We start from the raw sequence: 14,017 nt of genomic DNA, 5'->3' as shown, positions 1-14,017 counted from the left end.
CGAGATACGCGTATCGTCGCAACCAACGCAGCGTGAAACGCGATGGACGGAACCTGTCGCTGTCCGGCTCTCCGTCAAGCCCTCATGCGTCTGCCTTACTTCAACTATTTGCGACTGCGTCCGAGCGTCTTCTCCAGCGCGACGATGCGCGTCGTCGTTCGCAGGACGGTGTCGGGATTGAGACTGATCGAGTCGATGCCCAGGCGCACGAGAAACTCCGCCATCTCGGGATAATCCGATGGCGCCTGGCCGCAAATGCCGCAATGGCGGCCATTGCGCTGCGCGCCTTCCACGGCGAGCGTGATCATCTTTTTAACGCCCGGATCGCGCTCATCGAAATCGAAGGCGACGATTTCCGAGTCGCGATCGACCCCGAGCGTGAGCTGGGTAAGGTCGTTCGAGCCAATCGAAAATCCGTCGAAATGTCTCGAAAAATCCTCGATCAGCATGACGTTGTTCGGAATCTCGCACATCACATAGATCTCGAGCCCGTCCTTGCCGCGTTCGAGCCCCAGCTCGCGCATGAGCGCGACCACCTTTTCGGCTTCCTCGACGCGGCGACAAAAGGGGATCATCAGCCGGACATTCGTCAGGCCGAGATCCTCGCGCACGCGCTTCATCGCGGCGCATTCCAGCGCGAAGCCTTCGCGATAATTCGGATGCGCGTAGCGCGAGGCGCCGCGAAAGCCGATCATCGGATTCTCCTCATTGCACTCGAAGACGCGGCCGCCGAGGAGCGAGGCGTATTCGTTGCTCTTGAAATCCGACATGCGGACGACGACGGGCTTGGGATAGAAGGCCGCGGCGATCGTCGCGACGCCCTCCGACAGGCGCTCGACGAAGAACGCGCCGGGGCTTTCATATTGCGCCGTCAGCTTCTCGATCTGCGCCCGCTCTTTGGCGTCTAGGCGCTCGGGATGCACGAGCGCCATGGGATGCGCCTTGATCGACTCCGCGATGATGAACTCCATGCGCGCGAGGCCGACGCCATCATTGGGCAGCGCGGAGACGCCGAAGGCGATGTCGGGATTGCCGACATTCATCATGACATGCGTCGCCGGCCGCTCCAGATGAGCGATGTCCGTCTTGACGACGTCGAATTCGATCTCGCCCTCATAGACCCTGCCGACGTCGCCCTCGGCGCAGCAAACCGCGATCATGTCGCCCGTGCGAATGACATGCGTCGCCCGATCGGTGCCGACGATCGCGGGAATTCCCAGTTCGCGCGCCACGATCGCCGCATGGCAGGTGCGCCCGCCGCGGTTGGTGACGATGCCGGCGGCGGATTTCATCACCGTCCCCCAATCGGGCGAAGTCGTATCGGCGACGAGGATCTCTCCGGGAACGAAATGCGACAGCTCGCTCGTATGCTCGATGACGCGCGCCTTGCCGAAGGCGATCTTCGCGCCCACCGCGCGCCCCTCGACCTTGAGGGGCCCGTGCTTCTTGACCTTGTATTCCTCGACGACGTTGCGATTGCGCCGCGAGGCGACGGTCTCGGGCCGCGCCTGCACGATGTAGAGCTTGCCGTCGACGCCGTCCTTCGCCCATTCGATATCCATCGGACGATGCTCGCCCGCCTTGGCGCTGTAGTGCTCTTCGATCGTGATCGCCTGTCCGGCAAGCGTCAGCGCTTCATCGTCCGTGATGCAGAACTTTTCGCGCTCCTTGCGATCGGTCGGGATATTGCGCGTCGTCGTGCGGCCATGGTTCGAAAAGATCATCTTGATCTTCTTGGGGCCGAGCGAGCGTTTCAGCACGCCGCGCTTGCCGGCGCGGTACGTTGGCTTGAAGACGTAAAACTCATCCGGGTCGACCGCGCCCTGCACGACATTCTCGCCGAGGCCATAGGCGCCGGTGATGAAAACGACGTCCTTGAAGCCGGTCTCGGTGTCGATGGTGAAGATGACGCCGGAGGCCGCCAGGTCCGAACGCACCATCTTCATGACGGTGACGGAATTGAAGACCTTGAAGTGATCGAAGCCGTTGTCGATGCGATAACGGATGGCGCGGTCGGTGAAGAGGCTCGCGAAACAGTGACGCACCGCGTCGAGCACATTGGCCGCGCCGCCAATGTTGAGATAGGTGTCGTGCTGTCCGGCGAAGCTCGCGCTCGGGAGATCCTCGGCCGTCGCGGATGAGCGCACGGCGACGGTGAGCTCTCCGCCATATTCCTGCGTGAGACGCGCGAGCGCGTCGCGTATGTCGGCCTCGACCTCGGCCGGCAGACCGGCGGCGTAAACGATATCGCGGGCGCGCGCCGCGCGGCGCGCGAGGTCGTCGACATCGTCGATGTCGAGCCCGTCCAGCGACGCTTTCAGCGACGGCCAGGCCCCCGCCTGATCGAGCGCATGGCGGTAAGCCTCCGCCGTAATTGCGAAGCCGTTGGGAATGGAAAGGCCCTTGGCCGTCAGCTCGCGATACATTTCGCCAAGCGAGGCGTTCTTGCCGCCGACAAGCGGCACGTCGCCAATGCCGATTTGCGAGAAGAAGCGGACGAAGCGGCCGTCGCCGCCCGAATCTCTGGTTTTCAATTTCTTGTCGTTCATCTGGCCCAACCGGATATGACGCGTCGGAAACCCAAGGCTTCCCATACGCACCCGCTTCGTGACGATAAGCTGTCGAATTTAACAGGCGGCGCCCGCTTTGCGGCGCGACTCCGTGAGGCATTTAGCCGCGCGCGGCTTTCGCGCCGTAACGATCGAGCAGCGCGATCACCTCATCGTCTTCAATTTGACGAAAATCGCGATAGTAGCAGCCGACTCCCGAGAAATATTCATGCGCCTCCAGACAGACCACTTGATCCACCTCGGCGCGCAGCGCATCGAGCGCCTCCGTCGGCGCCACGGGAACCGCGAGCACGAGCTTTTCCGGCTCTCTCGCGCGCACGGCTTTCAAGGCCGCCCGCGTGGTCGCGCCCGTCGCGATTCCATCGTCCACGACGATGGCCACGCGCCCTTTCGCCTCGGCGCGCGGGCGGCCGCCGAGGTAAAGGCGCCGGCGTCGCTCGATCTCGGCGCATTGCTCCGCGCATTCCCGCACGAAGCGCGTTTCGCTGACGCCTGACAACGCGATGACGTCCTCATTGCGCACGATGACGGGTTCGCCGCCGTCCGCCACGGCCCCCATTGCGAGTTCGGGCTGGTAGGGCACGCCGATCTTGCGAACGAGCACGAGGTCCAGCGGCGCCTTCAGCATGAGAGCGATCGGCGCCGCGACCGGGACGCCGCCGCGCGGCAGGGCGAAAACGACGGCGTCCTCGCCCTTGAATTCGGCTAACGCGTCGCAGAGCCTCCTGCCCGCATCCGCGCGATCGAGAAAAGGCAACGTCTCCTCCTGTCTAAAACGCGCCCTCGAGCGCGCGCGCTGCGATATCGAGATAAAGATCGGCTTGCGGCCCCCATCTTTCAGGCTCGCGCGGCGACGGCTCCAGGAGATGCGCGATGGATAGACGCGCGCGCAGGGCGCCGCGCCACGCCGCGTAAAGCGCCACCATGTCCCAAGGGGGCGCCACGCCCAATCGGCGCCCGAGCGCCTCGGCGAAGCGGCGCAACAGCTGCGGCGCGCCGAGCCGGGCGCATTCGACGCCAAGCAGCGCGATTTCGTCGAAAGGATCGACTTGCCTCAGCTCCGCATTGAACTCCAGACAATCGAAGATCACGATGGGTCGTGTGAGGCAGATATGCTCGGGCCGCAGATCGCCATGCCCGTCGACAACGCAGCCGCAACGCGCACGCGCCTCGAGATCGGCGCGGTGCGACGCAAGGCGCGCGTCGAGAAGGTCGAGCGTGCGGAGCCGCTCCGCCTTGAGACCAAAGCCGGGGCGCGTGAGCGCGTCACGATTGAGCCGCTGCTCGCGGACGAAGCGCGCGGCGTAAGCCTCCGGCGCCAGAGCAGAGACGTCGGCGTGTCTGTAGAACCGCGCGAGAACGTCGCAAATGGCGTCGGTCTCGGCGTTGCCGACGCCGTCCCACTCGATGCGCGCTTGCAGCGTCAAGCCGCGCGGCACCCGCCGCATTTCGACGAGCCAGTCGACGACGGTCCCTTCGCCGCCCATGGCGAAGCCGCAGCTCGTCATCACAAGCGGAACGACGCCGAGATAAACGTCGGGGGCAAGTCGGCGATTGAGACGCAGTTCCTCGCGACAGTTGCGCTCGCGCGCCGCGAGCGTCGAAAAATCGAGAAAGGGATAGCGCACGGGCTTCTTCAGCTTGTAGGCCCGCGCGCCGGCGAGAAAGACATAGGACATGTGGGTCTCGATCGTCTCGACCTTTGCGTCCGCCAGTCCGTAGGTCCTGGGCGCCTGCAAAAAGCGGAGCTTCTCCTCGAGCGTCACGGCGCGCGAAAAGACATTGTCAGGACCCGCCGTCATCCCGCGCCACCATGTCGCTTCATCCCCACGGTCGCCAATCGGCCTCCAACTCACATATGATAGCCCGCCCGCGATCATGACGGAAAATGCGATGAGCTGGGACATATGGACGCGCGATCTGTGGGCTTTGCCTTTCGCGACGATGGAAGCCTGGCGCCGCGCGCTCGAGCTTCCGCTCGAGCCGCATCGGGAAGGCCCGCATTGGTCGACGCCAGCTCGTCTCGTCCTTGAGGTCGGCCTTCTGCGCCTATGGGATTTCTCCCGCGACGGCGGCGACGCCGCGCCTCTCGTCATCCTGTCGCCCTACGCGCTGCACGATGCGCAGCTGGCCGATCTGGCGCCGGGCCACAGTCTCGTCGGCGCCCTGCTCGCGCGCGGATGCACGCGGCTTTATGTCGTCGAATGGGCGTCGGCGACAGCGCAAACGCAGCTCTACGGGATCGACAATCTGCTCGCTGAGCTGAATGTCGCCATCGACGAAATCGGCGCGCCGGCCGATCTCATCGGGCTTTGTCAGGGCGGCTGGCTTTCGCTCCTCTACGCCGCGCGTTTCCCGAAAAAGACGCGACGCATGGTGATCGTCGGCGCGCCGATCGACATGAGGGCGGAGCCCTCCGTCTTGTCGGAGCCTGTCGACAGGACATCCGACTTTGCGCTCGACAGGCTCATCGGCGCCGGCGGCGGGATCGTCAGAGGCGCGCATATGGCGCCGCTCTGGCCGCGCGAGGATTGCGCGGAACAGCGCATCGTCGACGCGCTGCAGATCGCGCCGCCCTTCGATTCCGCGACCGTCGCCGCTTTCCAGGCATGGGACCGCCGCCTACTCGATCTGCCCGGCCCCTATTATCGCGAGGTAATCCAATATCTTTATCGCGACAATCTGCTTGCGGCGGGCGGTTTTCGGGCGCTCGGAAGGCCCGTCGATCTTCGCGCGCTCGACCATCCGCTCTTTCTGTTGGCAGGTTCGCAGGACGGCGTCACGCCGCCTGCGCAGCTCCTGGCGTTGAAAGACATTGTGCGCAGGGACGTCGAAACGGCGGTCGCCGGTTGCGGTCATCTGGCGTTGTTTATGGGCCGTCGCACGCTCGAAAACGAATGGCGGCGCATCGCTCAATGGATCTCGGGCCAGGAGGCCGACGGTGGACGATGACCCCATGCTCTTCGCGCTCGGCGCGAGCCGCGCCTTTGGCGAAGCCGTTGCGGCTCATCTCGGCCTCGGCCTTTCGCCCATGGAGGAGCGCGATTTCGAAGACGGCGAATTCAAGCAGCGGGCGCTGGTCAGCGTCCGCGGGCGTGACGTTTACGCAGTGTCGAGCCTCTATGGCGAGAGCGGCGCGAGCAGCGCGGACAAGTTTTTGCGACTGTTGATGTTCATCGGCGGCCTGAAGGACAGCGGGGCGGCGCGCGTGACGGCGGTGACGCCCTATCTCTGCTTCTCGCGCAAGGACCGCCGCACGAAGCCGCGCGATCCGATCGCCACGCGCTATGTGGCGCAGCTTTTCGAGGCGATGCGGGCCGACGCGCTGATGACGGCCGATGTCCACAATATCGCTGCCTTCGAAAACGCCTTCCGTTGCGAAACGATTCCGCTCGACGCGCACGCCATCTTTGCACGCCATTTTGCGTCGCTCATCGGCGACGCGCCGCTCGCGGTGGTTTCGCCCGACCTCGGCGGCGAGAAACGCGCCGAGCTTTTCCGGCAGCGGCTCGAGCGCATGTTGAAACGCCCCGTCGCCAAGGCCTTCATGGACAAGACGCGCAGCGAAGGCCGCGTGACGGGCGATATTTTCGCTGGGGAGGTCGCGGGCCGCGTCGCCATCGTCCTCGACGATCTCATCGCCGGCGGCGGCACGGCGGCGCGCGCGGCGACGGCCTGCCGCGCGCACGGCGCGGCGCAGGTTTTCGTCGCGGCTACCCATGGCGTCTTCGCTGCGGCGGCGCCCGAGACCTTGCGTGACGCGCCGATCGACGGCGTCGCGATTACCGATTCTGTTGCGCTGCGGCCGAACGACGCAACCGCGAGCGCACTTCAGGAGCGCCTGGCGATCCTCTCGCTCGCGCCGCTTTTCGCCGAGGCGATCCGCCGCCGGCATGAAGGCGGCTCAATCACGCAACTTCTCGCCGACGGCTCGTGAACCATCTTCACCCATTTGCTATATTCTTGCGACAGAATGGATGGATCATGGATTTTCCCGTTCAAAAACAGAGTCTCGACGCGCGGCGCGCGCTGGAGCGCCGCGCGGCGTCTCCGCTCACATCGCTTTTGCACACGGCTTCCTTCGAGACGCTGGACCGCGCCGCGCAGGCGACCGCCGCCCGCTTCACGCAGGGCATTTCGCCGCATGCGCAAATGTCCGCCTGGATCGACTGGGCCGCGCATCTTGCTGAATCGCCCGGCCGGCAATTGGAGCTCGCGATGGACGCCCTCGCCTCCACGGCGCGTCTCGCGCATTTCGGCATGCACAATCTCGTCAGCGACAAGGCCGCACGGCCTTTCGCGCCCGAGCCTTCCGACCGGCGCTTCGACGATCCCGCCTGGGGCGCTTTCCCGTTTCTCTTCTTCGAGCAATCATTCCTCGCGCAGCAGCAATGGTGGCGAAAGGCGACGCGCGAGGTGCGCGGCATGCGCGCCAACAACGCGGCGCGCGTTTCGTTTCTGGCCTCGAAATATCTCGACGCGTTCTCGCCCTCCAATGTTCCCTGGCTGAACCCCGTCGTCATCGACCGCACGCAGCGCGAGGGCGGCGCCAATCTCGTGCGCGGCTTCAAGAATTTTCTCGAGGACTTTTTCGACGCGGCCACGCAGTCGCCGAATGGCGGCGACGCCTATGAAGTGGGCAAGGATGTCGCGGCGACGCCGGGCGAGGTCGTTTATCGCAACCATCTCATGGAGCTGATCCAGTATCAGCCGACGACCGAGTCGGTGTGCGCCGAGCCGATCCTGATCGTGCCTGCGTGGATCATGAAATACTACGTGCTCGACCTCGCCGCGCATCACTCGATGGTGCGCTATCTCGTCGAGCGCGGTTTCACCGTCTTCATGATCTCGTGGCGCAATCCCACGGCCGAGGATCGCGATATCCGCTTGGACGATTACCGCATCCTCGGCGTGATGGAGGCGCTCCGCGTCATCAACGCGGTCGTCCCCGGCCGATTGGTCCACGCCGCCGGCTATTGTCTTGGCGGCACGCTTCTCGCCATCGCCGCCGCCACGATGGCGCGCGACGGCGACGACCGACTCGCCTCGGTCACGCTGCTCGCCTCGCAGACCGATTTCAGCGAGCCCGGCGACCTCATGCTCTTCGTCGACGCGGCGCAGGTCGCCTTTCTCGAGGACATGATGTGGGATCAGGGCTATCTCGACACCTATCAGATGTCGGGGGTCTTCATGGCGCTGCGCTCCAACGAGCTCTTCTGGGCGCGCGCCATCAACGAATATCTTCTCGGCGAGCGCGAGCACCCCAACGATCTCATGGCGTGGAGCGCGGATCAGACGCGCATGCCCTATCGGATGCATACGCAATATCTGCGGGGCCTGTTTCTCGAAAACAGGCTGACGGCCGGCCGCTACGCGGTCGAGGACGACGTCATCGCGCTGAAGGACATCAGCGTTCCCATGTTCGTCGTGGGAACGGAGACGGATCACATTTCGCCCTGGCGCTCGGTCTACAAGGCGCATCTCTTCACCGACAATGAGATGACCTTCGTTTTGACCAATGGGGGCCATAACGCCGGCGTCGTCTCCGAGCCTGGGCATCCCGGGCGTCGCTATCACCTCGCCGTGCGGGCGCGCAACGACCGCTATGTCAGCGCCGATCACTGGCGCGAGCGCGCCAAGCTTTTCGAGGGGTCCTGGTGGCCGGCATGGGCGTCCTGGCTCGAACGCGCGAGCGCGCGGGAGCGCGTCGCGCCGCCGCCAATGGGCGCGCCCGAAAAAGGCTTCGTGCCGCTTGAGCCGGCGCCCGGGAGCTATGTGCGCCAGCGCTGAGGATCAGCGCTGAGGCGGGAAGACCGTCTTCCAGTCGTTCTTCATGCTGACGAGCGCCCAGCCGCGTTTACCGGCCTCGTCCAGCCCGCGTTCGAGACGCCCGACGGGCGAGCCGCGGTCATAAGCCGCTTCGCGCGCGGCGTCGTCGTGATGCACGATCAGGCCGAAGCGCGGCCCTGCCCCGGCGGTCGTCCATTCGAGCATCTGAAAGTCGCCGTCCGAATTGCCGAAAGCGGCGATGGGGCGGCGGCCGATGAATTGATTGATGCCGACCGGCTTTCCAGCCTTGTCGTCGATGAAGGCGACCTTCGCTTCGCGCTTGAGAGCCGGCTTGCCGTCGCGCACCTCATATTTGGTGACGATGGACGAGCCGACGATCTGCTCCGGCGGCACGCCATAGACGCGCTCCGCAAAGGCGCGCATGAATTCGAGGCCGCCGCCCGAGACGATGAAGGTCTTGAAGCCATTGGCGCGCAAATAAGCAAGCAGCTCCAGCATCGGCTGATAGACGAGGCGGTCGTAATGCGCCTTGAATTTCGGGTGCTCGGCCGTCGCAAGCCATTGCGAGACTTGGGCCTGGAACTCCTCTGGCGTTTCGCCGGCATGGGTTGCGCCGACGATCTCGTTGAGCCCCTTCGCGCCGCTTTCCGCGAGCGTCTTGACGTCTCCCGACAGCGCCGCCTTGAAAGGCTGCCGCTTGCGCCATTCGGGATGCTTGGGCGCCAATTCCTTCACGCGGTCGAGCGCGAAGACAGCCTGCGTATAGAGCGGCCATTCGGTCCAGAGCGTGCCGTCATTATCGAAAACAGCGATACGCTCCTCGGGTTTCACATAGTCGGGCCCGTCCGCCTTCGTCACTCTGGCGACGAAGGCGAGGATCCCCTGCTTGGCGGGGCCGTCGTTCCAGGAGGGAAGCGCGTCGTCCGCGCGCGCAGAGGCGCAGGAGACGAGGACAAGAACGACGATGGCCAGCGCTCGGAATTTCATCGCTCGCCTCAGTCGTCGCAAAGGGGGACGAAGGTCATGGCGATCGAGGCCGGGAAAGGCGAGAAGGTCAACCACGGCAAAGACATGTTCCGTTCTCCGCAGTGACGGGGAGACGTAAGGCGCTGGCCCACATATCGGCGGCGCGCCCTGACGTTGATCAAATCCAGCGCGAGCTTATCAGCGTATGATCCGAATCTACAACGTGCGTGCGAGATTTCCTCAAATAGCCGCGCCCAAGGCGATCCCGCGATCGTAAATGCGCGATCGTAAATGTGTGCAAACAGAACACGAATTTGCCGCGAGCGGCGCGGAAAAAGAATAACCTTGCCGTCGAGGCGATTCGCGATGAGAGGGGACAAAATGGCGACATTCAGACCCGAGGAGGAAAACTCCGTTTATATCGGCCACGGGACGGAGATGACGGGCGCGATCCGGGCGCGCGACAGCATTGTGATCGACGGCGCATTCGACGGAGAGATCGCCTGCAACCATCTCCTCGTCGGACCTTCTGGCGTCGTGAAGGGCAAGATCAACGTATCGACCGCGGACATCTCCGGAGAGGTCAGCGCCGAGATTGTCACCAAGCATCTCCTGACTGTGCGCGGCACCGGCCGCGTCGAAGGCAAATGGGATTGCGGCATGATCGAGGTTGCGCGCGGCGCGGTTCTCAACGGCGCCGCGCATGTGACTCAAAGCGCCGGCGCGACGCGGCGCGACGCGATCGTGGAACAGCCCGCCCTGATCGAATCCGACTATGTCGAGGAAGAGGAATATGTCGCGCCGGCGCCCGCGCCAGCAATCGTCGCGCCGCTGCGCGAAACGCCGCGCCTGACCAAGCTCAATCTGCGCACGCTGCGCCGCCAGGTCGGCTGATTATCGTTCCCGATGCAGCAAGGCGATCGCGTGCGGGCGCGATCGCCTGATTTTTTTCACGCAGTCTTTTGGCTTCGCGCTAGGTCGCGACCTTCCAGATATCGTCCGCATATTCGCGGATCGTCCGGTCCGACGAGAACCATGCGACCCGCGCCGTATTCAGAATGCAGGACTTCCGCCACGCCTTCTGGTCGCGCCAGCGCGCGTCGGCCTTGCGTTGCGCATCGCAATAGCCATCAAAGTCCTTAGTGATCAGGAAGTGATCGTAATAGGTCAGCGTATCGACGAGCTGCGCGTAGCGATGCTTGTCGTCGGGCGAGAACATGCCGCTCGCGACGGCCGCGAGCGCTTCCGACAGGCGCGGGCTCGCCGCGATCGTCTCGCGCGCGTCGATGCCGCGCGCCCGGCTCTCCTCCACCTCCTGCGCCGTCAGGCCGAAAATGAAGATGTTGTCGTCGCCCACGCGCTCGCGGATCTCGACATTGGCGCCGTCGAGCGTACCGATGGTGAGCGCGCCGTTGAGCGCGAATTTCATGTTGCCGGTGCCCGACGCTTCCATGCCCGCGGTCGAAATCTGTTCGGAGAGATCGGCCGCTGGAATGATCGTCTCGGCGAGGCTCACATTGTAGTTCGGCAGGAAGACGACCTTCAGGAGGCCGCGCGTCGCCGGATCGTCGTTCACGACCTGAGCGACGTCATTGGCGAGCTTGATGATCAGCTTCGCCTGATGATAGCTCGCCGCCGCCTTGCCTGCGAAAATCTTCACGCGCGGAACGAAATCGCGCGAGGGCTGCGACTTGATGTCGAGATAGAGCGCGACCGCTTCCAGCACATTGAGAAGCTGACGTTTATATTCATGGATGCGCTTGATCTGCACGTCGAAGAGCGCGCCCGGATCGACGCGCACGCCAACCGTATCAAAGATCTTCGCCGCGAGACGCTCCTTGTTCTCGCGCTTGGCCGCGGCGAAACGCAACTGGAAATTCGCGTCGTCCGCAAAGGCTTCGAGCTCGATAAGCTTCTCGGGGTCGTCGAAGACGCCGACGCCGATCGTCTCGGCCACGACGCGGGAGAGAGCCGGATTGGCCTCGAGCAGCCAGCGCCGGAAGGTGACGCCGTTCGTCTTGTTGACCACGCGATCGGGATAGAGATGGTGGAAGTCCTTGAACACCGTCTCCTTCACCAGCTCGCTGTGCAGCGCGGAGACGCCGTTGACCTTGTGCGAGCCGAGAAAGGCGAGATGCCCCATGCGCACATGGCGGCCATTATGTTCATCGATGAGCGACACGGAAGAGAGAACGCCCGCGTCCTGAACGCCCTTTTCGCGCAGGCCGTCGAGATGCATGGCGTTGATGAGATAGATGATCTGCATGTGGCGCGGCAGCAGCTTCTCCATCAGCCACACCGGCCAGGTCTCCAGCGCCTCGGGCAGCAGGGTGTGGTTGGTGTAGGAGAAGGTCGCCTGCGTGATCTCCCACGCCTCCTTCCACTCGACGCCATAGACATCGACGAGAAGGCGCATCAGCTCCGCGACGCCGATCGCCGGATGCGTGTCGTTGAGCTGGATCGCATTCTTCTCGGCGAGCTTCGTGATGTCGCCGGTCTGCTTCATGTGGCGGCGGATCAGATCCTGCAGCGAAGCGGAGACGAAGAAAAATTCCTGCCGCAGCCGCAGCTCCTGGCCGGCGGGCGTGGAGTCGCTCGGATACAGAACCTTCGAGATCGCCTCGGCGCGCACCTGCTCCGTGAGCGCGCCGACATGATCGCCCTGATTGAAGGCGTCGAGCCGCAGCGGATCGAGCGCGCGCGCCGACCAGAGTCTCAGCGTGTTCACATGCCTGCCGCGCCAGCCGACGACCGGCGTGTCGTAGGCCACGGCGACGATGGTCTCGCCCGGGATCCACACATGGGCGAGCTTGCCGTCCGTCAGGCGCGTCTTTTCGACATGGCCGCCAAAGCCGATGTCATAGGTGATTTCGGGTCGCGGGAACTGCCAGCTATTTCCGAAGGACAGCCAGTCTTCCGGATATTCGTGCTGCCAGCCGTCCTTGATCGTCTGGCGGAAGAGGCCGTGATCGTAGCGAATGCCGTAGCCGACCGCGGCGATCTCCAGCGTGGCCATGCTGTCCATGAAGCAGGCCGCGAGACGCCCCAGGCCGCCATTGCCGAGCGCCGCGTCGGGCTCGACTTCACGCAATTTGTCGAGATCGACCCCGAGCTTGGCCAGCGCTTCGCGCATGGCGCCGGTGAGGCCGAGATTGGTGAGCGTGTCGATCAGCAGGCGCCCGACCAGGAATTCGAGCGAGAGGTAATAAACGCGGCGGCGATCTTCGCGGTAATTGCGTTTGGTCGAGGCGAGCCAGGATTCGACGACGCGGTCGCGCGTCGCGAGCGCCGTGGCGACGAACCAGTCGCGCGGGCTCGCCGTCGCGCTGTCCTTGCCCACCGTGTAAGTGAGGCGGCGCAGAACGTCGTCGCGCAGCGCGGCGACAGTTGCGGCGTGGGCGTGATGGGTCTTGTCGATCGCGTTCAATTCGGTTCTCGCAAGCAAGCCGTCGGGGGAGAGCGCGACGCTTCGGCGTCCTGCGCCGCGCGCGCTTTCTGATAGGGCCGGGCCGATCCCTTTCGATCGGCTCCAGCTTTGCGGCGCGCCGCATAAAAAAGATTAAACAACGGGATTGTGGACGTAAACAGGCGCCGGCAAAGGCGCCGATAGTTTCATCAGTATGTGAACATGGTTGCGCAAATGAAAACGCGCTAGCGCACAATGTAGTCAATTGCGCCGGCGCGACGCTCGTCTTGTGCGCAACAGCCGACGGCGACGAGACGCCGTCCCGCGACGCCTTCGCGGCGCAAATAACGCTCGGCCGCCGTTGCGCGCCGTTGCGAAAGGGCGTCCGCGGCGCCTTCGTCGCCATGGCCGCGCACTTCGATCGTCGTGTCCGGGCACCGGCGAATGATCAGCGCCGCCTTGTCGAGCGCGAGCGCGGCGCGGCGATTGACCGTTGCGCGCGACGCATGAAAGGCGACCGGCTCCGACGCCGCCACGGCGTCGAGGGCGCGCTGGCAGGCCGCGGCGTCGAGATCGCCCTCCGGCAGAGCGGCGAGAATGTCTTTCGGATCGCTTGGCGCAGCGGGGGCGGGAATTGTGGCGGTGGCGTCCGGTTTCGTTTCGACGGGCGTCGGCGCCGGTTCGGTTTTCTCCAGTTGCGGACCCTGAGCCGCCACGATGCGGCGCACGCCCGGCGCGGCGGCGATCTGCGCCATGAGATCGGCTTTCTCCGCGACGGCCGGCGTCGCGACGACGTCGCGGCCCGCGAGCGAAACGGCCGTCGCATCGACGCCCGCCGCTTGCGCCAACCCGGTCACGCGCTTCTCCAGGCCGGACTCATAGGCCGGCTGCGCCACAAGCGCCGCGCCAAGCCAGATCAGCGCCGCGGGGACGAGGCCGAGCGCCCAGCGCTCATGCGCCGAGAAGCTTTTGCGGAAAGCGTAGGCCCCGAGACCGCAGCCCGCGATGAAGGCGGCGAAACAGCCGAGCGCGCTTTCGACATGGATCGAGATTGCGCCCTGCGCCGCGCCGAGCGCGACGGCCGCCGCGGCGGCGAGCGCGGCGAGACCCGCCCATATCAGCCAGCGCGCCGGGCCCTTTCGGCTTGGCGGTTGAGTTGCGAGCGCGCCCGTCGCCGCGCCCACGGCGAGGCAGGCGGCGAGCCAGGGCCAGAGAAAAGCGTAGAAATCCAGCATGGCGCCCTATTGCGCGGGGCGAAGGCCGCGCTCTCGAACAATGGGGCGCC

The 14,017-nt window shown here is 64.9% G+C and carries 10 protein-coding genes; 4 read left to right on the top strand and 6 right to left on the bottom strand.

All coding sequences use genetic code 11. The annotated features are described in order from the left end of the window. Positions 1-104: 104 nt before the first annotated feature. The 3 genes from ppsA to ACPFMJ_RS16740 form a co-directional block, all read right to left on the bottom strand. Positions 105-2,534, bottom strand: a complete 2,430-nt coding sequence (gene ppsA / locus ACPFMJ_RS16750; RefSeq protein ID WP_424361066.1) for a phosphoenolpyruvate synthase — start codon at positions 2,532-2,534, stop codon at positions 105-107. Between the two features lie 136 nt (positions 2,535-2,670). After that, positions 2,671-3,327, bottom strand: a complete 657-nt coding sequence (locus tag ACPFMJ_RS16745) for a phosphoribosyltransferase (protein ID WP_424361065.1) — start codon at positions 3,325-3,327, stop codon at positions 2,671-2,673. 13 nt (positions 3,328-3,340) lie between these two features. Further along, complete coding sequence (locus ACPFMJ_RS16740) at positions 3,341-4,477, bottom strand: hypothetical protein (protein ID WP_424361064.1); 1,137 nt, start codon at positions 4,475-4,477, stop codon at positions 3,341-3,343. Here ACPFMJ_RS16740 and ACPFMJ_RS16735 point away from each other — a divergent pair. From ACPFMJ_RS16735 to ACPFMJ_RS16725, 3 genes are read left to right on the top strand one after another with little or no spacing between them, the layout of a single operon-like run. Then, positions 4,464-5,522 (top strand): alpha/beta fold hydrolase, encoded by a 1,059-nt coding sequence (locus tag ACPFMJ_RS16735; RefSeq protein WP_424361063.1) that lies wholly within the window; start codon positions 4,464-4,466, stop codon positions 5,520-5,522. The genes ACPFMJ_RS16740 and ACPFMJ_RS16735 overlap by 14 nt on opposite strands. Next, positions 5,512-6,507, top strand: a complete 996-nt coding sequence (locus tag ACPFMJ_RS16730; RefSeq protein WP_424361062.1) for a ribose-phosphate diphosphokinase — start codon at positions 5,512-5,514, stop codon at positions 6,505-6,507. Before ACPFMJ_RS16735 ends, ACPFMJ_RS16730 begins: the two co-directional genes overlap by 11 nt. Before the next feature lie 47 nt (positions 6,508-6,554). Beyond that, entirely contained in the window at positions 6,555-8,360 is a 1,806-nt protein-coding gene (locus ACPFMJ_RS16725; RefSeq protein ID WP_424361061.1) for a PHA/PHB synthase family protein, read from the top strand. 3 nt (positions 8,361-8,363) lie between these two features. Here the strand turns inward: ACPFMJ_RS16725 and ACPFMJ_RS16720 are convergent, their stop codons facing one another. Further along, the gene (locus ACPFMJ_RS16720; RefSeq protein WP_424361060.1) at positions 8,364-9,347 is read right to left on the bottom strand and encodes an HAD family hydrolase; all 984 of its coding nucleotides are present in this window, start codon (positions 9,345-9,347) and stop codon (positions 8,364-8,366) included. A gap of 360 nt (positions 9,348-9,707) precedes the next feature. Between ACPFMJ_RS16720 and ACPFMJ_RS16715 the strand changes: the two genes are divergently transcribed. Continuing rightward, positions 9,708-10,220 (top strand): bactofilin family protein, encoded by a 513-nt coding sequence (locus tag ACPFMJ_RS16715; protein ID WP_424361059.1) that lies wholly within the window; start codon positions 9,708-9,710, stop codon positions 10,218-10,220. A gap of 79 nt (positions 10,221-10,299) precedes the next feature. Here the strand turns inward: ACPFMJ_RS16715 and ACPFMJ_RS16710 are convergent, their stop codons facing one another. Together ACPFMJ_RS16710 and ACPFMJ_RS16705 are read right to left on the bottom strand one after the other, a co-directional pair. Further along, positions 10,300-12,744: a glycogen/starch/alpha-glucan phosphorylase gene (locus tag ACPFMJ_RS16710; protein WP_424363896.1), complete on the bottom strand. Its 2,445-nt coding sequence runs from the start codon at positions 12,742-12,744 to the stop codon at positions 10,300-10,302. A gap of 233 nt (positions 12,745-12,977) precedes the next feature. Next, the gene (locus tag ACPFMJ_RS16705; RefSeq protein WP_424361058.1) at positions 12,978-13,967 is read right to left on the bottom strand and encodes an OmpA family protein; all 990 of its coding nucleotides are present in this window, start codon (positions 13,965-13,967) and stop codon (positions 12,978-12,980) included. Positions 13,968-14,017: the final 50 nt, after the last annotated feature.

It is taken from the genome of Methylocystis parvus (assembly GCF_049675845.1).
Lineage (GTDB): Bacteria > Pseudomonadota > Alphaproteobacteria > Rhizobiales > Beijerinckiaceae > Methylocystis > Methylocystis parvus_A.
The sequence above is the reverse complement of the archived record's forward strand: the minus strand, read 5'-3'. Positions and strand labels throughout refer to the sequence as shown.